Consider the following 21,033-nt stretch of genomic DNA (forward strand, 5'->3'; position numbering starts at 1 on the left):
TCTCTAAAAACTTTTGAGAAGCCCCGTCCAGGCGGGGCTTTTTCTTTTTAGAGGAATGGTGTAAAATGGATATAATATGAAGCATGATTTAATTATTATTGGTGGGGGACCGGCTGGAATGACAGCTGGTATCTACGCTGGTCGTTTGGGTTTAAAAACTCTTTTAATTACCAAGAGCTTTGGAGGACAAATAGCTAAGAAGGCTGTAAGTATTGAGAATTATCCTGGATTTGAATCAATTTCCGGAATTGAATTAGTTCAGAAAATAGAAAAGCATTTGAAATCTCAAAAAATTGATATTGAGATGGATGAAATAAGAAAGGTTGAGAAAAAGAATAATGATTTCTTGGTTTTTGCTAAAAGCAAAAAAGAATTTCAGGTAAAAGCAGTAATTCTGGCTTCTGGAGCTGACCCTCGTCCTTTGGAGGTTCCCGGCGAGAAAGAATTTATTGGCAAAGGGGTGAGCTACTGCTCCGTCTGCGATGGTCCATTGTTTAAGGATAAAGTTGTAGCCGTGATTGGAGGAGGAAATGCTGGTTTTGAAACAGCTATATTTTTAGGTCAACATGCTAAGAAAATATATATTTTAGAATATGCGTCAGAGCCAGGGGCAGATGCTGCAAATCAGGAAATAGTTAAAAAAGCTGGCAAGACAGAGATAATAACAAATGCTGCTCCAAGAGAAATTAAGGGAAAGGATTTTGTAGGTTCAATAATCTATGAAGATAGAAAAACAGGAAAAGAGAAAACTTTAAAGGTTCAGGGCGTCTTTGTGGAAATTGGTTATCAGCCAGCAACTTCCTATGTTAGGGGCTTGGTTGATTTTAATGAAAGGGATGAAATAAAGGTAGATTATGAAACCTGTCAGACAAAAACTCCTGGGCTTTTTGCAGCGGGAGATGTAAATGTAGGTTCTGCTAAGCAGATTGTTACAGCTGCAGGCGAAGGAGCAAAAGCTGCCATAGCCGCTTATAACTATATTCAAAAGAAAACATGATTAAGGGTTTGAAAGCAAGAGAAATATTGGATTCCAGGGGGAAGCCAACTGTTGAGGTTGAATTAAGAACTAATAAAGGTGTTTTTAGAGCATCTGTTCCTTCAGGTGCTTCTGAAGGAAAACACGAGGCAATCGAGTTAAAAGCATCAGAAGCAGTTAAAAACGTAAATCAAATTATTGCTCCTGAGCTTGAAGCTAGAGATCCAGCTCTTCAGAAAGAGATAGATGAGTTAATGATTGATTTGGATGGTACAGAAAATAAATCAAAATTAGGAGCTAATGCTATTTTACCTGTTTCCATTGCTGTTTGCCGAGCTGGTGCTGCTGTTAAAAAACTTCCTCTTTGGAAATATATTTCTCAAATTGCTAAAACAAAACCTGGTTTACCTACACCTTCTGTTCTTTTAATTGAAGGGGGACTTCATGCTAAAAATAAACTTGATTTCCAGGAATTTATGATAGTTACGAAGTTTGAGCAAGCAAAGGAAATTTATCAGAAGCTTGGAAAGATTTTAGCTACAGGGCTAGGTGATGAAGGTGGTTTTGCTCCACAGATTTCAGACCCAAACCAGACCCTGGATTTTATTATGGAGGCGGCCAGAGGATATACTATAAAAATAGGCCTGGATTGTGCTGCGTCACACTGGAGGAAGAAAAAATATGACATAGATTTTTATACCAGCTTAGTTAGCAAATATCCAATTATTTTTCTTGAGGATCCTTTTGGAGAAGAGGACTGGGAACTGTTTCAGGAAATTACTAGAAAATTGGGTAAAAAAGTGACTATTGTAGGAGATGACCTTTTAACCACTAATGTTAAAAGAATCAAAAAGGCTAGAAGTAAAAGGGCTTGCAATGGGACAATTATTAAACCAGATCAAGTTGGCACAGTAAATGAAGTTATTGAAGCTGTAAAATTAGCCAAGTCGTTTGACTGGAAAATTATGGTCTCTCATCGGGCAGGGGAGACCATGGATGATTTTATTGCTGATTTGGCAGTTGGCATTGGCGCTGATTTCATTAAATCCGGCGGTCCAACCAAACCTGAACGATTAGTAAAGTATAACCGTTTATTAAAAATCGAAGAAGAAAAATGAAAAAGATTGTTTTAATTATTATTGATGGGCTGGGGGATAGGCCGATTGCGGCTCTTGGGAATAAAACCCCGCTTGAAGCAGCTAAGACGCCTAATTTGGATTTTTTAGTTGAAAATGGAATTTGTGGTTTAGTTGAACCTAAGTTTCAAGGCGCTACCCCAACATCTGAAGGCGCCCATTTTTCTTTGTTTGGTTATGACCCTGAAGTTTATAAAATAAGGAGGGGAATTATTACAGCAACAGGCGCTGGGCTTAAAGCAAAAAAAGGAGATGTTGCTTTGAGAGGAAACTTTGCTACTGTTGATAAAGAACTAAATATGATTGATAGAAGAGCTGGCAGAATTAAAAATCCAGGTCTTTTGATTAAAGCTTTAAATGGAATAAAAATTAACAATGTAAGATTTTTATTAAAAAGCGCCACAGAACATAGATTGGGAATTATAATGAGAGGGAAAAATTTGAGCCCTGATATTTCAGACGGTGATCCTCATTATGGAAAACTTGGGAAAAAGGCAAGAAAAATTAAACCTTTTAATAAGAGTGCTAACGCAGTTTTTACAGCTAAAGTTTTGAATAAATTTTTAAAAAGAGCCGGTCAGATTTTAAAAGCTCATCCCTTGAATAAAAAAAGAGAAAAAATGGGATTGCCAGTAGCAAACTATATTTTAGTGAGAGGTGCTTCTACTGTTAAAAAATTACCTTCTTTTAAAAAGAGATATAACTTGAAAGCCTGTTGTATCGCCGGCAAGTTTCTTTATCAACAGATTGGCAAGATTTTAGGGATGGACCTGATAAAAGTTAAAGGAGCTAATGGGCTTGTTAACACAAACTTGAAAGGGAAAGTTCAAGCTGTAAAAAAGGCCCTGAGAAAGTATAATTTTGTTTTCTTACATATTAAGGCAACGGATTCTTTGGCTGAGGACGGGAACTTTAAAGGAAAAAAAGAATTTATTGAGAAGATAGATGGAAATTTGAAACCAATTTTAAATCTTAAAGATACCTTAATAGTAGCTACGGCTGACCATTCCACTTGCTGTTCTCTCAAAAGACATTGTTCAGAGCCGATACCAATTTTAATTTTTGGCGATGGTAAAGATTCGGTGAAAGAATTTTCTGAAAAGGTTTGTCAGAAAGGAAAGTTAGGAAGAATAAAGCAGACAAATTTAATGAAGAAAGTTTTGGCTATTGCCAAGAAATAAACATTTTGCTAAAATAAAAAATATGAACAAGAACTTATTAGCAATAGCAATTATTATTGCAGGTGTCCTAATTGCTGGGGCAATCGTTTACACCAACTATTCAAAGTCTTCAGAAGAGGGTGAGGTTTTGTCTTCCCAAGAAGCCGGGGAGAAGATGGTAAATTTTATTAGTGATAATATCTTACAGGGAGAAGCTGCCATTTCTTTAATAGAGACATTGGAAGAGAATGGGTTGTACAAAGTTAAGTTTGAGGTTGAAGGAGAAGAGGTAGAATGGCGTATAACAAAAGATGGAGAGCTTATCTTTCCTCAAGTAATTGATTTAGCAGAATTTGAACTACCGGCAGAAGAGACAGGTCAGACAATTGGGAATTTTTCAGTAAGTAATGATGAAGTTTGTAAAGAGAATGGTAAACCCATTGTTTATTTTTTTGGCTCTGAGGAATGTAGTTATTGTAAATGGGAGCATCCTGTAATGGAAGAGGTGGCAGCAAAATTTGAGGGAGAGATAGCTTTTCATAATAATATGGATTCAGAAGCTGATATGGATGTATTTTCCAAATATAGCACTGGCGGTGGCATACCAACTTTAGTTTTAGGGTGTAAATATTACCGAGTTGGAGCTGGAACCCAATCTGGCGAAGAAAAAGAAACAGAGTATTTAACTGCTTTAATTTGTAAGTTAACAGAGAATAAACCTGCTGACGTCTGTAGCTCTGTTCAAGATTTAATTAACGAAATAAAAGATTAATGAAATGGTTAAAGTTTTTTCCACCCCAAGCTGTCCATACTGTGTTACTTTAAAAGAATTTTTGAAAGAGCATGATATTGAATTTGAAGATATTGATGTTTCTCAAGATAAAGTTGCTTTGGATGAGATGGTAAAAAAATCAGGCCAGATGGGAGTTCCAGTTGTGGATATAGATGGCCAGATTGTTATTGGCTTTGATAAGGAGAAAATCACTAAATTATTAAATCTATGATAAAAATTGCTATAAATGGTTTCGGAAGAATAGGTCGTCCTACATTCCGAAGAATTATTGACAATCATCCTGATTTGGAAGTTGTTGCTATTAATGATTTAACTGATAACAAAACATTGGCTCATCTTTTAAAATACGATTCTATATATGGAAGATATGATAAAGAGATTACTTGTGCTATGCTTGCTGAAGCAGAACCGGAGAAACTTCCATGGAAGAAATTAGAAGTTGATATTGTTTTAGAATGCACTGGTCGTTTTACTGATTTGCAAGGAGCTAAAAAACATATTAAAGCAGGCGCAAAAAAAGTAATAATTTCAGCTCCCGGAAAAGACCCAGAGATTCCGGGTTTTGTTTTGGGCGTTAATGAAGAGAAATTTGACCCTAAAAAAGATGAAATTATTGATATGGGCTCTTGCACTACTAATTGTTTGGCTCCGCTCGTAAAAGTTTTAAATGATAATTTTGAAATTAAAAATGGCTTTATGACCACTGTTCACAGCTATACCAATGACCAGAGAATATTGGATTTACCTCACAAGGATTTAAGAAGAACCAGGGCCGCTGCTTTGAATATTATTCCAACTACTACTGGGGCTACCAAAGCAATTGGAAAGATTATCCCTGAATTAGACGGGAAGTTGGATGGAATTGCTATAAGAGTTCCAACTCCAACAGTTTCAATTTTAGATTTAATCGTTGAAATAGAGAAATCAACAACTAAAGAGAAAGTTAATGCTGCATTTAAAAAAGCTGCTAACCAGCTTAAAGGGATTTTGAGAGTAGAAGAAGAGCCATTGGTTTCCACTGACTATATCGGCGACACTTATTCAGCCATTGTTGACGCTTCTCAAACAATGGTTAAAGACAAGTTAATTAAAGTCCTTGGCTGGTATGATAATGAATATGGTTATGCCTGCCGTTTAGCAGAATTCACTGAATACGTAGGCAAGAAATTATAATTATATAATTTAGAGAAGCAAAAAGGCCGAAACTTTCGTTTCGGCCTTTTTGCTTCTTGCTCCTCTTTAGTCTTCTTTCTCTTCTTTTTTTTCTATTTTCTTTTTCTCTTCCACTTGCGGAAATCTCTTTTTAATATCTTTAGTAAGCCAATCACCGCTAAGTTTTTGGCTTCTTTTTATTATATCAGTGGTGGTATATTTTTCTTTGGTTTTATCTCTTTTTGGAAGATTTTTTAACATCATTTTTTTCTATATAAATTATTTTAAAGTAATATTTTTTAAATATTTCCTCAAAGTCTTTTTTGATTATTTTCCATTCTTTCAAAGACTCTAACTTTTCAACGGTCAGCTTGAGAGCATTTTTTGCTTCATTTAAAAATATAGAATATTCGTGCGCTGGATAATTATTAACAAAGGCTCTCGCTGTTCGAAGAGCTTTTTTGAAATCATTTTTCATCATTGCAGCCGATAATAAATCTATGGCATAAAATAAAGCTACTCTAAGTTCCCGATAACTCTTTTGAAGGTGATAAGGGTCAATTTGTTGAATAACTGGTTTAACAAATTCGGTTGCTATATGTAGAGCTAACTTAGCAGAATCAAGTCTTGATAATTTAATTTCGTTTTGACGAAGAAATTTATATCGGTCGTTTGCTATACTCTCTGAAAGATTAGATAGTGTCGTTATTATATTTTGGATATCAAGTGCAGATATCCTTGAACCATCTCTTGGGTGTTCCATAGGTAAATCCAAAGGACCAAGAGCAGCTTTGTCGCTCATATAAATTACATCTCCTCCTAATGCCATTAAAGTTCCCGCACTTTTTGCATAATTTGGAATAAGTATATAAATTTTTTGAAACCTCTTTCTCAAAAGAGTCATAATGGCAACTGCAGAAAAAGGATCTCCTCCATATGTTTGCAAAACCAAAAATAGCTTTTCACTTTGGTGATTTTTAATTTCTTTTTCAACTTCGTCTAAACAGGTTGAATCTATTTTTCTATTTTCATCTACTAAAAAAATTAAGTAGGAAGTTTTTGGCATCAATCTAATTATATCATAATCCAAAAATATTACAAATTTACTTGACTTATCTTTTAAAGAACTTTATACTGAAAGTAGCCTCCCAGAGGCAGCCCGTTAGAGCAACCGCAACATAGCGAGAAGCGGGGCAACGGCAATACGATGAAATAAGTGTAAAAATCCTTATAGTAGCAGTAGAGTTTGACTCTCAATTCGAGAAGATATACAACTAACTATTATAAGGGGCTTATTGAAGGAGATATGTGCTGGGAGGCTTTTCGTTTTTGGAAAAATTCCATTACTTGAAACATTGGGCTATATGCCTTGAAGGGGGCTTTGAGGAGAGGCCTTGACCATGCCAAAAATCGTCCGATCGGACGATTTTTGGCATGGGTACTTTTTCACAGAAAAACCTTTGTTAAATTTCTTCTACAGGGTATAATAGAATAACATGATTAAAAAAGGCAATCTATATTATCCAAGCAAAGAATTTAAAAAAAAGGCCTGGGTTAATAATAAGGCAATTTATAAGAAAGCTAGCAGGAATCCAAAAAAGTTTTGGGAGGATTTAGCCAAAGATTTGCTTTGGTTTAAAAAATGGAGAAAAGTTTTTGTTCACAAGCCGCCATACTTTAAGTGGTTTGTAGACGGAAAACTCAATATTACTCAAAATGCTTTGGACAGAAATTTAGAGAAGAAGAAAAATAAAGTTGCTCTAATCTGGGAACCGGAGCCAATTAAGGAGAAATCAAGAGTTTTCACCTATTACGACCTGTTTAGAGAAGTTAACAAATTTGCCAATGTTTTGAAGAAATTAGGAGTGAAAAAGGGGAATAGGGTAGGAATTTATTTGCCAATGATTCCAGAAGTGGTAATTGCAATGTTGGCTTGCGCTCGTCTTGGAGCAGTTCATTCAGTTGTGTTCTCAGCTTTTAGTTCTCGGGCTTTGAACATAAGATTGCAAGATACTAAAGCAAAAATCTTAATAACAGCAGATGGTTATTTTCGGCGAGGTAAGGTTATTGATTTAAAGAAAAATGCTGACGAAGGTATAAAGAAGACAGAGGTGAAAAAAGTTATTGTGGTAAAAAGAACAGGGAATCCAGTCAAGATAAAGAAAGGTCGTGATCTTTGGTGGCAGGAATTAATTGAGAAGGAGAAAGACCAATGCGAGCCAGTACCAATGGATTCAGAAGACCTTTTGTTTGTGCTTTACACAAGCGGGAGTACGGGACGGCCCAAAGGCTGCGAACACGTCTGCGGTGGCTACACTGTCCAGGCCTATTGGACAGGCAAATGGATATTTGATTTGAAAGAGGATGATATTTTTTGGTGCACTTCAGACCCTGGCTGGATAACAGGACATACCTACACAGTTTATTCTCCATTGCTTAACGGAGTAACAAGTCTGATGTATGAAGGCGTTCCGGATTACCCGACGCCTGATAGATGGGCTCAGATTATTGAAAAATACGGGGTGACGATTTTTTATACTGCGCCAACAGCCATCCGGATGTTTGAGAAATACGGAACAGGTTTAGTTAGAAAGCATAAATTTAAAACCTTGCGGCTTTTAGGTTCAGTAGGTGAGTGTATTGATCAAGCAGCGTGGCAGTGGTATTTTAAAGAAGTTGGAAAGGGAAAGCGTCCTTTGGTAGATACTTGGTGGCAGACGGAAACAGGCGGAATTTTAATTACTTCTTTACCCGGCCTCGGTCCCTTTAAGCCAACTTTCACCGGACTACCTTTTCCGGGAATAAAAGCTGATATTTTAGATAGTAAGGGAAAATCACTGCCTCCTAACAAAGAAGGAAATTTGGTGATATTGCCTCCTTTCGCTCCCGGGCTTTTGCGAGGGGTCTATAAGAATCCAAAGAGATATTTAAAAACTTATTGGAGTCAATATGGTAAGAAAACTTATTTTACCAGCGATGGGGCTTATCGGGATAAGAAGGGACTAATAAGAATTATTGGCAGGGTTGATGATGTAATTAAAGTAGCAGGCCATAGGGTAACTACCGGTGAGTTAGAAAGTGCGATTGCTTTGCACAAAGATATCACAGAGTGCGCTGTGGTTGGCAAGACGGATGAAATAAAAGGAGAGGTTCCAATTGCTTTCGTGGTTTCCAAAACCAAAAAATCGTCAGAAGTGATAGCAAAAGAGGTAATTACTCAAGTGAGAAAAGAAATAGGACCGATTGCTTCGCCTAAAGAAGTTTATCTGGTTAAAGATTTACCAAAAACCCGCAGCGGAAAAATTATGAGACGGATTTTAAGAAAATTATTTACCGGGGAAGAGTTGGGCGATTTGAGTACTTTAGCTAATCCTGAAAGCGTTGAGAAGATTAAAAAAATAATTCACCCGATTAAATAAAAAATGAAAGTTCTTATTGCAATTGACAATAACTTTATAAGGGAAACCTATTCAGAGGTTTTTAAGACAGAAAATTTTGAGGTGTTAGAGACAAAAAAGGGAAAAGAGGCCCTGGCTTTGTCTAAGGAAGAAAAACCGGATATTGTTATAGCTGACATCGCTCTTTCAGAAATAGGAGGATTTAAATTATTAAAAACCCTCAAAGAAGAAACTTCAACTGAGAAAATCCCAGTAATTATTTTTGCTCAATTTGAAAAAAAAGAGGATAGGAGAAAAGCAATGGAATTGGAAGCCAAGGACTTTATTGCAGCTGCCAGCGTTTCCCCAGTTGAAGTAATTCGAAAAGTAAAAATTGCTTTAGGGAAACAAAGATCTTACCGTATATCTATGCCGAAGGACCTACATGATGCCAGAGAATTGATTACTGATTTAGGTTATAGTTATGATTTTAAATGTCCCAAATGCGGCTCTGATCTTTTGTTGTGTTTAATAAGAGACCTTTCAAAAGGTGAGAAATATTTTATATTATCTGTTATTTGTCCTGAATGTAATAAATGATATGCTAAGAAAATCTCAAAAAAATATTCTATGGCTTAATAAAATCGGTTTAAAAGATGTTCCCTTGGTGGGAGGAAAAAATGCTTCTTTGGGAGAGATGTATAGAGAGTTTTTTAAAAAAGGGGTTAATATTCCAGATGGCTTTGCTTTGACTACCAAAGCATATTGGAAGTTTTTAAAAGCAAATAAAATTGATAAAAAATTGAAAGAAATTTTTAAAGAATTTGAGCCCAAGAGTTTAAAAAGTCTTCAAGCAACCGGGAAAAATGCTCGCGCTTCTATTTTAGAAGGAGAATTTCCCGATGATTTAAAAAGAGAGATTTTAAGAGCTTATCAAAAATTAGAGAAAAAATATGGTGAAAATCTTGCTGTTGCTGTTCGTTCTTCTGGGGTTTGCGAGGATATGCCCGAAGCTTCTTTTGCCGGCCAATTCGAAACTTTTTTAAATATTAAAGGAGAGGAAGAATTATTAAAGGCGATTAGAAAATGTTTAGCTTCAACATTTAATGATAGGGTTATTGCTTATAGGGAAGAAAAGAAAATTCCTCATTTAAAATTTGCTCTTTCAGTTGGAATTATAAAAATGGTAAGGAGTGACTTGGCTTCATCCGGAGTAATTTTTACTTTAGATACCGAGACCGGTTTTCCTGATGTTGTTTTGATTAATTCTATTTGGGGGATAGGAGAAATGATTGTAAAAGGAAAAATTACCCCTGATGAATTTTATGTTTTTAAATCGACTTTGGAAAAGGGGTTTAAATCAATAATTGTTAAAAATTTGGGAAGGAAGACAAAGAAATATATCTATAGCAGAAAAGGAGGATTAAAAGAGGTAACCGTTAGCCCTGCTAAACAATTAAAATTTTCTTTAACTGATAAAGAAATTTTAACTTTATCTCGCTGGGCAATTTTGATTGAGGAACTTTATTCAAAAAAATTCAAGAAGTGGATGCCCCAGGATATTGAATGGGCAAAAGACGGAAAAACCGGAGAGCTTTTTATTGTTCAGTCAAGACCAGAGACAGTTCATGCTTCGAAAACAGCAAAAACTTATGAGGAATATGAAATCAAAACTAAGAAAAAGCCAGTTTTAACTGGCATTGCTATTGGAGATAAAATCGGGTTCGGGAAAGCAAAAATAATTCCTGATGTTTCAAAAATTGACCAGTTTCAAAAAGGGGAAGTTTTAGTGACTAAAATGACTGACCCTGATTGGGTTCCAATAATGCGTTTAGCTTCAGCAATTGTGACAGATGAAGGCGGAAAAACTTGTCATGCAGCAATAGTGGCAAGAGAACTAAACATTCCTACTATTGTCGGGGCAAGAGAAGCTACAGAAAAACTGAAAACAGGGAATACAGTTACTGTTGATTGCACTCAAGGATTAAATGGCAGAGTTTTTGAAGGGAAAGTTCCTTTTGAAGTAAAGGAGTATAATTTAAGGAAGATACCTAAATTGAAAACAAAAATAATGCTCAATATTGGAGCGCCAGAAATAGCTTTTAAGACCTCTTTTCTACCAAACAATGGAGTCGGGTTAGCTAGAGAAGAATTTATAATTGCTGAAAAAATTCGGGTTCATCCTTTGGCGCTTTATCACTATAAAGATTTAAAAGATAAGAAGTTAAAGAAAAAAATTGCAAGAATAACAATTGAGCATAAAGATAAGAAAGAGTATTTTATAAAAGAATTGGCTGAAGGAATTGCTCAAATAGGAGCTGCCTTTTACCCCAAAGAGGTAATTGTTAGGTTTTCTGATTTTAAAACAAATGAGTATAGAAATTTAATTGGAGGGGAGCTTTTTGAAAGAGAGGAAGCAAATCCAATGCTTGGATTCAGAGGAGCTTCCAGATATATTGATGAAAGTTTTCAGCCAGCTTTTAAAATGGAATGCCAGGCAATAAAAAGAGCAAGAAATATATTTGGATTGAAAAATATTTCAGTGATGGTGCCATTTTGTAGAACCGTGGAAGAGGGAGAAAAAGTAAAAAAACTAATAGAAAAGTTTGGGTTAAAAGAACTGAAGATTTATGTGATGTGTGAAATTCCATCTAATGTTATTTTAGCTGAAGATTTCTTGAGAATTTTTGACGGAATGAGTATTGGTTCAAATGATTTAACCCAATTAGTTTTGGGTATTGATAGAGACAATGCCCAGATAGCTTATATCGGAGATGAAAGAAATGAAGCAGTAAAGCAGATGGTCAGTAAAGTTATTAAGCTTTGTCGGCAAAAGAAGAAATATTGCGGAATCTGCGGCCAGGCTCCAAGCGACCTACCAGAGTTTGCTAAATTTTTACAGAAAGAAGGCATAGAAAGTATGTCTTTAAACCCTGACACTGTAATCAAAACAATTTTAAATTTGGCTAAATTATGAAAAAACAAAAGGCATTCACTCTAATTGAAGTTTTAGTAGTTATTGCTATAATAGGTTTTTTAGCCAGTATTACTTTAGTATCTATAAAAGAAGCCAGAGAAAGGGCCAGGATTGCCAAGGGTCTTAACTTTGCTGCCCAAGTTCATCACGCTCTCGGAGCTTATGCAGTAGGAATTTGGGATTTTGATGATAATACATTTCCTACTCAGGATATAAGTGGTTATGAAAACCATGGTGATTGCACAAATTGCCCTATTTGGACCGCTGAGAAAGATACGCCAAGCAGAAAGGGTTATGCTTTGATCTTTGATGGTCAGAATGATTACCTTGATTGTGGAGATGCTAATTTATTAGGTGGGGGAAATCAATTTACCATAATGTATTGGGCAAGACCAGGTAGAGATTTAAAGGAAGAGTCATCTGTTTGGTATGGAGGTGTAACAGAATACACAGAATATTCGCTAGGTTGGCAGGGTTGGACAGATGGCATAACTGTAGATTTTTTAGATACTTCTGGAACCCGTCATTTTATGGATACTTGGGATACTTATCTTTTAGAAGACCAATGGTATCATATAGTTGGGCTTTATGATGGTACTTATTTAAAAGTCCATATAAATGGAGAATTTATAAGGCAGGAAAATGAGGGTTCTCATACTGTCAGAACTACAACTAATGCTTTTAGAATTGGTTATGCTGGAGGAGTTTATTGGGATGGCACAATCGACGAAGTCCGCGTTTATGAAGAAGCCCTGACCTCAGCCCAAATCAAAAAACTCTATGTTGAAGGAGCGAGAAAACGGGGGTTATTAACTCAAGAATAAAAATATGTTTGATATTATAACTTTTGGGTCTGCTACTTGGGATGTTTTTTTGAGACCAAAACCAACCCAGGGCTGGCAGGTAGTAAAAAACAAAAAATTTATCACCGGTAAAGGGATTTGCTTTAATTTGGGTTCCAAGGTTGATGTTAAAGATATTTGTCTTTCCTCTGGTGGAGGTGGAACTAATACAGCTGCTACTTTTGCCAAGCAAGGTTTTAAGGTAGCTTATTGTGGCAGAGTGGGGGATGATTTGAGTGGTCAAGAGATAATTAAAGAATTAAAGAAATTTGGGATTGACTGTCAGTTCATTTTTAAAACAAAACTGAAACCGACTAATTGTTCCATTGTTTTAAATAGCGGTTTAAAAATAGACCGAACTATCTTGGTTTATCGAGGGGCATCAGAACTCTTGGGAAAAAAAGATATTCCCTGGAGCAAATTGAGAGCAAAATGGTTTTATTTAGCTCCTCTTTCAGGAAAACTCTGTAATATCACCGAAGATATAGTTAATTTCGCTTACAGAAATAAAATAAAAATTGTTTTTAATCCGGGTAACTCTCAACTTTCATTGTCTCCAGAAACCCTGAAAAGAATTGTTAAAAAAGTCAATATTTTAGTTTTAAATCAAGAAGAGGCTTCTTTGTTAACTAAAATTCCTTATCAGAAAGAAAAGAAAATTTTTAAAAAAATTGATGAAATATGTCCTGGTATTGCTATAATGACAAAAGGTCCCGGGGGAGTGGTAGTTTCTGATGGAAAAAAGCTTTATCGAGCCAAACCTGCAAAAACAAAAGTAACTGACCGGACCGGAGCTGGGGATTCTTTTACTTCTGGATTTGTTTCTGGTTTTATAAAAAAGGGTAAGATAGAATATGCTATTCAAATAGGCACGGCTAATGCTTATTCCTGTCTTCAAAAATGGGGAGCTAAAGATGGATTATTAAAAAACAAGGAAAAGTTTAAAAAAGTGAAAGTTATAAAGAAGAAATTATGACATTAAAAGATTGTCTTAAAAAAGCACAGAGACAAAAGTTCGCTATTGGCCAGTTTAATTTCTCAACTATTGAGCAGTTGAAAGGGATTTTGGCTGCTGCTCAGAAAACAAGGGTTCCAGTGATTTTGGGGACCTCTGAAGGGGAAAGTAAATTTTTGGGTCTGAGAGAAATTATTGCTTTGGTTGAAATCTCTAAAATGAAATACAAGGTTTCTGCTTTTTTAAATCTTGACCACGGAAAGGATTTAAATTGGCTCAAAAAAGCTATTGATTTTGGATATTCAGCAGTTCATTTTGATGGTTCAGGATTAGCCTTTAAAGAAAATGTAAAACGTGCTAAAAAGATAGTAGATTACGCTCACAAAAGAGGGGTTTTAGTTGAAGGAGAAATAGAAGCTATAAAGGAGAAAAACCTGACTTCTTCAGTTCAAGCAGAGAAATTTGTTAAAGAGACAAAAGTAGATAGCTTGGCAGTAGCTATAGGGAACATTCACGGATTATATACTGGAATGCCAAAATTGAATCTTGGAAGGTTAAAAGAAATTAACAAAAAAACAAATGCTTATCTGGTTTTACATGGAGGGTCAGGTATTCCAGATGTTCAGATTAAAAAAACAATCAAGCTCGGGATTGCTAAGATCAATATTAATACTGAATTAAGGCTAACTTGGAAAAGAGCTTTAACAAGAAGTTTGAAGGCCCAGGAGATTAAACCCTATAAAATTTTGCCCAAAGTTCAAAAAGCTATCCAAAAAAAGGTCGAAGAGAAAATAGGAATCTACCTCGCTAACGCTCGGTAGAACCTTGATTCGCTAAGGTATTAAAATATAATCTTAAATTAAAACTATTTGAAAATGAATAAAAAAGATTTTTTAATAATAGGAGCAGGAATAGTTATTTTGGTTGCAATAATTTTAGTTGCTGTTTTAACAAAGGTTCCTGGAGAGGTGAATGTTATTACTGAAAAAACAGAATATAAAATTGGGGATGTTATAAAGGTAAAAATTGAAAACAATTTAAAGAAAAACGTTTGTTTTTCTTCTTGTTATCCTTATTATCTTGAGAAGAAAGAAGAGGAATGGAAAAGTTATGATTATATGGGTTGTCCAAACAGTGATTTAGTTAAAGATTGTATTGATTCAAGGCAAGTCAAAGCATTTGAACTTATTGTCCCTCCTATTGAGGAAGGACTTCACCGGCTTGCTATATCAGTTTGTATTGGATGTAATCTTGACGAAGTGTTTAGAGAAGACCAAAAGTTTTATTCTAATGAGTTTATAATCAACGAATAACGAATCTAATACGAATATAAGAACCTGGCTTCGCCAGAACCTTGATTCGCTATTGTATAAACACATAGTCTTGAATTAAGAATTCGTAAAGCAACCCTACGGGGAGTCTCATTTGTTTTGAAGAAAAAATAAGACAGCGAAACTAATTCGCTATTCGTTGATGATTTTATGAAGATTATCCATGAGCGAGAAAAATGCATTGGTTGTGGGTCTTGTGCAGCAATATGCCCAAAGTATTGGGAAATGGCCGAAGATGGAAAAGCTAAACTTTTGGAAGCCGAGGCAACCCCCCAAAAAGGAAATTATGAGTTAGAGATAAAAGAAATTGAATGTAACCAAGAGGCAGCTGATGCCTGCCCGGTGGAGTGCATCCACATTATAAAATAATCGATGTTAACCCTTAAAGCCAAAATTAGAGAGGAGCGGGGTAAAAAGGTAAAGAAATTAAGGAAGAGGGGTATTCTGCCTGCTGTTTTATATGGACCAAAGATAAAAAATTTATCTTTGGAAGTAGACTTAAAAAAGTTTGGAAATATTTATAAAGAAACTGGAGAAAGTTCTTTGATTTCGCTTGAAGTAGGAGATGAGAAATTTCCAGTTCTAATTCATGAAGTAAAAAAGAACCCATTAACTGGCAAGCCAATCCATATTGATTTTTATCAGCCAATTCTTACCGAAGAAGTTGAGGCAACAGTTCCAATAGTTTTTGAAGGAGAAGCTCCGGCTGTAAAAGAATTTGGAGGAACTTTAGTACGGGAGATTTCAGAAGTAGAGGTTAAAGCCCTACCCAAAAATCTTCCCCATGAAATTAAAGTGAATGTAGAAAATTTAAAAACCCTTGGAGATGAGATTTTAGTAAAAGATTTAGAATTGCCAGAAGGTGTTGCAGTTCAAAGAGAGCAAAATGAGATTGTGGCTGTGGTTACTGCGCCAGAAACAGAAAAGATAGAAGAAGAATTAGAAAAACCGGTTGAAGAGAAGGTAGAAGAAGTGGAGGGAGTGGAGAAAATTGAGGGAGTGGAGGAAGCGGAGGAGAAGAAGGAACCCGCCTCCGCTGAAGCTATGGCGGGCAAGAAAGAAGAAGAAAAAAGCAAAAAAAATGAAAAGAAATAAATTACTGAAAACTATACACTACACACTATTCACTATTGTTTTTATTTCGGTTTTATTTTTGCCGAATTTTGTTTTTGGTGAAGAAGATTTGACTGAAATATGCCAGGAAATAATTAATAAAGGGCAACAAAATCTCTCAAAAGAAAATTACCAAGCATTATTAAAAGAGTGCCAGGCTTTCTATGAAGAGGAAATTGCAGAAATTCAAGGAGATCTTAGCAAAACTGGAGCGGAAAAAAAGACCCTCGAGAACAAAATTTATACTTTAAACAAAAGAATAAAAAATTTAAATTATCAAATTTATCAAAGTAATTTAATTATTAAAGATTTAGGAATTCAAGTTGAAGACACAGGGGCCTCTATTGAAAAAACCTCTTTGAAGATAGGAGATTCAAAAGAAAAATTAGCTAATATTTTAAGAACTATCTATGAAGAAGACCAAAAACCAATAATTGAAATTTTGCTTTCAGAGGACGAGCTTTCTGATTTTTTTGATAATTTAGTGGCTTTAGAACTCTTAAACTCTAAAGGCAAAGAACTTTTACAGAATATTAAAACTCTAAAAATAAATTTAGAAGAGCAGAAAATATCTTTAGATGAAGAGAAAGAGGATTTGGAGCATATGGTGGAGATTCAGACCCTTCAGAGCAAAGAGAGTGCTGAAACAAAAGAAGAACAAGAGTATTATTTAAAAATAACTGACGCACAATATCAAAAGCAACTTCAAGAAAGACAAGAAGTTGAGGCAAAAGCAGCTGAAATCAGAGCCAGAATTTTTGAATTAATAGGAATACCAAAAGCTCCTACTTTTGGTGAGGCCTACGAGTTAGCAAAGGAGGTAGAGAAAATAACTGGAGTTAGACCGGCATTTTTATTAGCTGTTTTAACTCAAGAGTCAAATATTGGGAAAAATGTTGGCCAGTGTTATTTAAAAGATACTAAAACAGGAGCTGGAGAAACTATTAAAACTGGCAGGACTCTTTCCCGAGTTATGAAGCCGACAAGAGATGTAAATCCGTTTTTGATTATTACTAAAGAATTAGGAAGAGACCCCTTCAATACTCCAGTATCCTGCCCAATGAGCTATGGCTGGGGTGGAGCAATGGGGCCTGCTCAATTTATTCCCAGCACTTGGATGCTCTATCGGGACCGGCTCAAAGCAATTGCTGGAAAACCAGGTGATCCATGGAATATTAAAGATGCCTTTTTAGCAGCAGCTTTATATCTAGCAGATTGTGGAGCAGCCAAGCAAACTTATGATGGCGAGTTTAATGCTGCTTTAAGTTATTTTGCCGGACCAGGCTGGTATAAATCTCGCTATAAAACTATTTACAAAAGGGATTACGGCTATCCAGTAATGGCAATCACTAAAGCCTACGAATCAGATATCGCTAAGATAAAATAATAAAAAAAGCAAATTTTGGAATCGTATTCAAAGTTTGCTTTTTATTTAAGATTTTTTTGGAGGGTTTGGACGAGTTTGTCGAGTTTACCTTGCATGATGTCTTCAAGGTTGTGCCATTTTTTTTGATTCTATGGTCAGTGATTCTGTCTTGAGGAAAGTTATATGTTCTGATTTTTTCTGCTCTTTTCGCCGCATGAATCTGAGCTTTTCTTTCACCCCCCATTTTTGCCATTTCTTCTGCTTGCTTTTTTTCCAAAAGCCGAGCTGCCAAGATTGAAAGGGCATTTTCTTTGTTTTGGAGTTGATTTCTCTCTGTCTGAGAAGTAACAACCAAGCCAGTTGACAAGTGAGTAATTCTGACTGCTGTGTCTCTTGTGTTGACATATTGGCCTCCCGGGCCTGAAGCTCGGTAGAAATCAATTTTTATTTCATCTGGCCTGATTTTAATTTCTGCTGTTTTGGGTTTAGGTAGGACAGCCACTGTAGCAGTTGAAGTATGAACTCTCCCTGACTTTTCAGTTTCCGGTATTCTTTGGACTCGATGAACCCCTCCTTCATGTTTCATTTTAGAAAAAATATCACTATCTTTTAATTCAAAAATTATTTGTTTAAAGCCACCTAGTTCAGTAGGATGGGAATCTAAAATTTTTTGCTTCCAATCTTGGAAAGCAGCATATTTTGAATACATCTTAAATAAATCAGCAGCAAAAAGAGCAGCTTCTTCACCGCCTGTTCCAGCCCGTATTTCTATTATTACTGAACTTTGTTCCGGCATGTTACTTCTTTTTCTTTTTAGCTAATCTCTTTCTGAATTTCTCAACTCTTCCCATAGTGTCAACAATTTTTTCTTTTCCAGTATAAAAAGGATGACATTTTGAACAAATCTCAACTTCTATCAGTTCTTTAGTTGAGCCGACTGTAAATGTATTCCCGCAGGCGCAGATAACCCTTGCCTTTGGATAATATTTGGGATGGATGTCTTTTTTCGCCATGTTTTTTAATCTTAACAGATTTTTCCAAAAAATCAAGGCCTTGATTTAATGTTAAAACAATGATATATTAATTTTATATGGTAGAAGACAAGAAAAAAGTTAAAAAGGAGGATTTTAAGCTAAGGCCTGAGGAGATGACTGAGGCAGGTTTGCATTTTGGTCACCGGACTTCCCGAATTAATCCAAAAATGAAACCATATATTTATGGGGTGAGAAATAGTGTTCATATTATTGATCTTGAAAAGACCACAGAAAAATTTAAAGAAGCTCTTAAATTTATTAAAAAACTTATTTCGGAAAATAAAACCTTACTTTTAGTTGGTACAAAAATCCAAATTAAGGATTTAGTGAAAGATGTCGCCAAAGATTGTGATTTGCCTTACATCAGCGAAAGATGGCTGGGAGGAACCTTTACTAATTTTAAAACTATTAAAAAACGGCTTGAATATTTTAAGGACTTGGAAGCAAAGAAAAAGAAAGGGGAATTGACAAAATATACAAAAAAAGAAAGGGCTAAGATAGATGAAGAATTGAGAAATTTAGAAATTAAATTTGGAGGAGTAAAAGAATTGGAGAAACTTCCCGATGCTATTTTTGTTTTAGATATGAAAAAAGATGCTTTGGCAGTTAAAGAAGCGGGGAGGAAAAGAATTAAGATTATTGGTATAGCAGATACTAATGTTGACCCAACCTTAGTTGATTATCCAATTCCAGCGAATGATGACGCAATATCTTCTGTGAAATATATCCTAGATAAAGTAAAAGATGTTATAATGAAAGCAAAGATTAAAGCAAAGAGCTAAGTGTTTAAAGTGACACCTTAAATAACATTATGTATGTCAAACATCGAGCAAATCAAACAACTTCGTCAGGAAACTGGCGTTTCAATATCGGAGTGTAAAAAGGCCCTTGAGAAAGCAAAAGGGGATTTTGATAAAGCGAAGGAGATTTTAAGAAAGTGGGGAAGAGAACTGGCTGGGAAAAAGTCAGAAAGAAAAGCTGGATTGGGAATAGTTGAAGCTTATATCCACCCTGATAAAAGAATTGGGGCAATGACTGAGCTGCGCTGTGAAACTGACTTTGTTGCTAAATCAAAAGATTTTAAAGAGCTTGCTCACGAGCTTTGTTTACAGATTGCTGCTATGGACCCAGAAGAGAATTCTTTGCTATCTCAGTCCTGGATAAAAGATGAAACAAAAACCATCAGAGAGTTAATTGATGAATATATTGCAAAATTAGGAGAGAATATTATTGTGAAGAGATTTATAAGATACGAAATTTAATTATGTTAGAGTTAATTGCTACAATTATACTTTTAGTTGGTCTTATTGGAATGGCCATCATTATATTCCAAAAGATTCCAGTTCTAACTGAATTGTTAACACAAGAGGTTGAGAAGCCAGGAGTTTTAGACAGACTCAAGCATAAAATAAGAAATAATGGAACCATTAAGTCCTTTTCTCCTTTATTGCTGTTGCAGAGAATTCTTTCCGGGATTAGGGTTTTAATTTTGAGAACTGAGAAGAAGCTGCGTCAGAAATCCATTGAAAACAAATTCTCTGACGATTATTGGAAAAGGATAAGAAAGGAGAAGTAATTGTGCTGGAGTAGCTTAATGGTAAAGCAGTGGTTTTGTAAACCACCGACGTGAGTTCGATTCTCGCCTCCAGCTCTTGACAAAGGTTTTTGAAGAAGTAAAATGAAAGTGGATAATTAAATAATTAAAAAACATGTAAGATTTAAGAAAAAATTAAGGCACCAAAATACCCGCGAAGGTATCTAATGATTTGGATGTCTTCGCGGTTATTTTTTGGAAAGAACGTTGACAACTTAACCCTGTTAAATTTGCTTCGCAACTATTTAACGGGATAAATAAGGACAATTCAGTTTTTTAGAGTTGTCCCGACAATATTTTTTTTGAGAGTTTGATCCTGGCTCAGGATGAACGCTAGCGGCGTGGATAAGGCATGCAAGTCGAGGGGTTCTCGTTTCGGCGGGGACACCGGCAAACGGGTTAGTAACACGTAGATACATACCGTTCACACAGGCATAACTCATCGAAAGATGAGCTAATTCCTGATGGTCCTGCCCTCGGGCGGGTAAAGGTTTCGAGCAATCGATTCCGGTGGATGAATGGTCTGCGGCTTATCAGCTTGTTGGTGAGGTAATGGCTCACCAAGGCAATGACGGGTAGGGGATATGAGAGTGTGTTCCCCAACAAGGGCACTGCGACACGGGCCCTACTCCTACGGGAGGCAGCAGTCGAGAATAATTCGCAATGGGCGAAAGCCTGACGATGCGACGCCGCGTGCTCGAAGAAGCCCTTCGGGGTGTAAAGAGCTTTTCTGGAGGAAGAACCTTCGGGTGACGGTACTCCAGGAATAAAGAGATGCTAATCACGTGCCAGCAGCAGCGGTAATACGTGATCTCTAAGCGTTATCCGGATTTATTGGGCGTAAAGCGTTCGTAGGCGGTTAGATAAGTCTCTGGTTAAAGCCCCATGGCTTAACTATGGGAATGCCAGAGATACTACCTAACTAGAGGGCGTTAGAGGCTGATGGAACGGTCGGTGTAGGGGTGAAATCCGTTGATATCGACCGGAACACTAAAAGCGAAGGCATTCAGCTGGAGCGACCCTGACGCTGAGGAACGAAAGCGTGGGGATCAAAAAGGATTAGATACCCTTGTAGTCCACGCTGTAAACGATGGACACTAGCTATTTGAAGTGTCGACCCTTCAAGTGGCGAAGCTAACGCGTTAAGTGTCCCGCCTGGGAAGTACGGCCGCAAGGCTAAAACTCAAAGGAATAGACGGGGCTTCACACAAGCGGTGGACCATGTGG

The 21,033-nt window shown here is 36.1% G+C and carries 23 protein-coding genes, 1 tRNA gene and 1 rRNA gene; 21 read left to right on the forward strand and 4 right to left on the reverse strand.

Annotation, left to right across the window (positions count from 1 at the left end; translation table 11 throughout):
- Positions 1 to 76 precede the first annotated feature (76 nt).
- From KJA13_02510 to gap, 6 genes are read left to right on the forward strand one after another with little or no spacing between them, the layout of a single operon-like run.
- Positions 77 to 997 (forward strand): FAD-dependent oxidoreductase, encoded by a 921-nt coding sequence (locus KJA13_02510; GenBank protein ID MBZ9577886.1) that lies wholly within the window; start codon positions 77 to 79, stop codon positions 995 to 997.
- Entirely contained in the window at positions 994 to 2,094 is a 1,101-nt protein-coding gene (locus tag KJA13_02515; protein ID MBZ9577887.1) for an enolase, read from the forward strand. The genes KJA13_02510 and KJA13_02515 overlap by 4 nt, the downstream gene beginning before the upstream one ends.
- Positions 2,091 to 3,293, forward strand: a complete 1,203-nt coding sequence (gene apgM, locus KJA13_02520) for a 2,3-bisphosphoglycerate-independent phosphoglycerate mutase (protein ID MBZ9577888.1) — start codon at positions 2,091 to 2,093, stop codon at positions 3,291 to 3,293. Before KJA13_02515 ends, apgM begins: the two co-directional genes overlap by 4 nt.
- A 22-nt stretch (positions 3,294 to 3,315) precedes the next feature.
- Positions 3,316 to 4,044 carry a thioredoxin family protein gene (locus KJA13_02525; GenBank protein MBZ9577889.1) on the forward strand — a complete coding sequence of 243 codons (729 nt, stop codon included), beginning with the start codon at positions 3,316 to 3,318 and terminating at the stop codon, positions 4,042 to 4,044.
- Positions 4,045 to 4,048: 4 nt separating this feature from the next.
- Positions 4,049 to 4,276 (forward strand): glutaredoxin family protein, encoded by a 228-nt coding sequence (locus tag KJA13_02530; protein ID MBZ9577890.1) that lies wholly within the window; start codon positions 4,049 to 4,051, stop codon positions 4,274 to 4,276.
- Positions 4,273 to 5,238 carry a type I glyceraldehyde-3-phosphate dehydrogenase gene (gene gap, locus KJA13_02535; protein MBZ9577891.1) on the forward strand — a complete coding sequence of 322 codons (966 nt, stop codon included), beginning with the start codon at positions 4,273 to 4,275 and terminating at the stop codon, positions 5,236 to 5,238. The genes KJA13_02530 and gap overlap by 4 nt, the downstream gene beginning before the upstream one ends.
- 66 nt (positions 5,239 to 5,304) lie before the next feature.
- Here gap and KJA13_02540 read toward each other — a convergent pair whose 3' ends face one another.
- Together KJA13_02540 and KJA13_02545 are read right to left on the reverse strand one after the other, a co-directional pair.
- On the reverse strand, positions 5,305 to 5,481 hold the full coding sequence (locus tag KJA13_02540) for a hypothetical protein (GenBank protein MBZ9577892.1): 177 nt from the start codon (positions 5,479 to 5,481) through the stop codon (positions 5,305 to 5,307).
- Positions 5,450 to 6,307, reverse strand: coding sequence for a hypothetical protein (locus KJA13_02545; protein ID MBZ9577893.1), 858 nt, complete (start codon positions 6,305 to 6,307; stop codon positions 5,450 to 5,452). Before KJA13_02545 ends, KJA13_02540 begins: the two co-directional genes overlap by 32 nt.
- A gap of 406 nt (positions 6,308 to 6,713) precedes the next feature.
- Here KJA13_02545 and acs point away from each other — a divergent pair, with 406 nt between their 5' ends.
- The 10 genes from acs to KJA13_02595 all read left to right on the forward strand — a co-directional run bounded on the left by acs (position 6,714) and on the right by KJA13_02595 (position 17,199).
- Positions 6,714 to 8,636 carry an acetate--CoA ligase gene (gene acs / locus KJA13_02550; GenBank protein MBZ9577894.1) on the forward strand — a complete coding sequence of 641 codons (1,923 nt, stop codon included), beginning with the start codon at positions 6,714 to 6,716 and terminating at the stop codon, positions 8,634 to 8,636.
- A gap of 3 nt (positions 8,637 to 8,639) precedes the next feature.
- Positions 8,640 to 9,194, forward strand: a complete 555-nt coding sequence (locus KJA13_02555) for a response regulator (protein MBZ9577895.1) — start codon at positions 8,640 to 8,642, stop codon at positions 9,192 to 9,194.
- Position 9,195: 1 nt separating this feature from the next.
- A complete protein-coding gene (ppsA, locus tag KJA13_02560) occupies positions 9,196 to 11,571 on the forward strand; it encodes a phosphoenolpyruvate synthase (protein MBZ9577896.1) in 2,376 nt (791 codons plus the stop codon).
- Positions 11,568 to 12,395, forward strand: a complete 828-nt coding sequence (locus KJA13_02565) for a prepilin-type N-terminal cleavage/methylation domain-containing protein (protein ID MBZ9577897.1) — start codon at positions 11,568 to 11,570, stop codon at positions 12,393 to 12,395. Before ppsA ends, KJA13_02565 begins: the two co-directional genes overlap by 4 nt.
- Before the next feature lie 4 nt (positions 12,396 to 12,399).
- Entirely contained in the window at positions 12,400 to 13,389 is a 990-nt protein-coding gene (locus tag KJA13_02570) for a carbohydrate kinase family protein (GenBank protein MBZ9577898.1), read from the forward strand.
- Positions 13,386 to 14,189: a class II fructose-bisphosphate aldolase family protein gene (locus KJA13_02575; protein ID MBZ9577899.1), complete on the forward strand. Its 804-nt coding sequence runs from the start codon at positions 13,386 to 13,388 to the stop codon at positions 14,187 to 14,189. The genes KJA13_02570 and KJA13_02575 overlap by 4 nt, the downstream gene beginning before the upstream one ends.
- A gap of 54 nt (positions 14,190 to 14,243) precedes the next feature.
- The gene (locus KJA13_02580; GenBank protein MBZ9577900.1) at positions 14,244 to 14,681 is read left to right on the forward strand and encodes a hypothetical protein; all 438 of its coding nucleotides are present in this window, start codon (positions 14,244 to 14,246) and stop codon (positions 14,679 to 14,681) included.
- A 168-nt stretch (positions 14,682 to 14,849) separates the two neighbouring features.
- Entirely contained in the window at positions 14,850 to 15,068 is a 219-nt protein-coding gene (locus KJA13_02585) for a ferredoxin (GenBank protein MBZ9577901.1), read from the forward strand.
- A 3-nt stretch (positions 15,069 to 15,071) separates the two neighbouring features.
- Positions 15,072 to 15,794, forward strand: a complete 723-nt coding sequence (locus tag KJA13_02590; GenBank protein ID MBZ9577902.1) for a 50S ribosomal protein L25 — start codon at positions 15,072 to 15,074, stop codon at positions 15,792 to 15,794.
- Positions 15,781 to 17,199 (forward strand): lytic murein transglycosylase, encoded by a 1,419-nt coding sequence (locus KJA13_02595; GenBank protein MBZ9577903.1) that lies wholly within the window; start codon positions 15,781 to 15,783, stop codon positions 17,197 to 17,199. Before KJA13_02590 ends, KJA13_02595 begins: the two co-directional genes overlap by 14 nt.
- Here KJA13_02595 and KJA13_02600 read toward each other — a convergent pair.
- Positions 17,186 to 17,974, reverse strand: a complete 789-nt coding sequence (locus KJA13_02600) for a PCRF domain-containing protein (protein MBZ9577904.1) — start codon at positions 17,972 to 17,974, stop codon at positions 17,186 to 17,188. The genes KJA13_02595 and KJA13_02600 overlap by 14 nt on opposite strands.
- A gap of 1 nt (position 17,975) precedes the next feature.
- A complete protein-coding gene (rpmE, locus tag KJA13_02605) occupies positions 17,976 to 18,191 on the reverse strand; it encodes a 50S ribosomal protein L31 (protein MBZ9577905.1) in 216 nt (71 codons plus the stop codon).
- Between the two features lie 77 nt (positions 18,192 to 18,268).
- On the opposite strand from rpmE, the gene rpsB reads away from it, so the two are divergent.
- The 5 genes from rpsB to KJA13_02630 all read left to right on the forward strand — a co-directional run.
- Positions 18,269 to 18,994: a 30S ribosomal protein S2 gene (gene rpsB / locus KJA13_02610; GenBank protein ID MBZ9577906.1), complete on the forward strand. Its 726-nt coding sequence runs from the start codon at positions 18,269 to 18,271 to the stop codon at positions 18,992 to 18,994.
- A gap of 33 nt (positions 18,995 to 19,027) precedes the next feature.
- Complete coding sequence (gene tsf, locus KJA13_02615) at positions 19,028 to 19,474, forward strand: translation elongation factor Ts (protein ID MBZ9577907.1); 447 nt, start codon at positions 19,028 to 19,030, stop codon at positions 19,472 to 19,474.
- A 2-nt stretch (positions 19,475 to 19,476) separates the two neighbouring features.
- Positions 19,477 to 19,788, forward strand: coding sequence for a hypothetical protein (locus KJA13_02620; GenBank protein MBZ9577908.1), 312 nt, complete (start codon positions 19,477 to 19,479; stop codon positions 19,786 to 19,788).
- Positions 19,789 to 19,792: 4 nt separating this feature from the next.
- Positions 19,793 to 19,863, forward strand: a tRNA-Thr gene (locus KJA13_02625).
- Positions 19,864 to 20,104: 241 nt separating this feature from the next.
- Positions 20,105 to 21,033: ribosomal RNA gene (locus tag KJA13_02630) — 16S ribosomal RNA — on the forward strand; the annotation flags it as partial.

It is taken from the genome of Patescibacteria group bacterium (assembly GCA_020148045.1).
Lineage (GTDB): Bacteria > Patescibacteriota > Minisyncoccia > Minisyncoccales > GWA2-38-27 > JAHCRG01.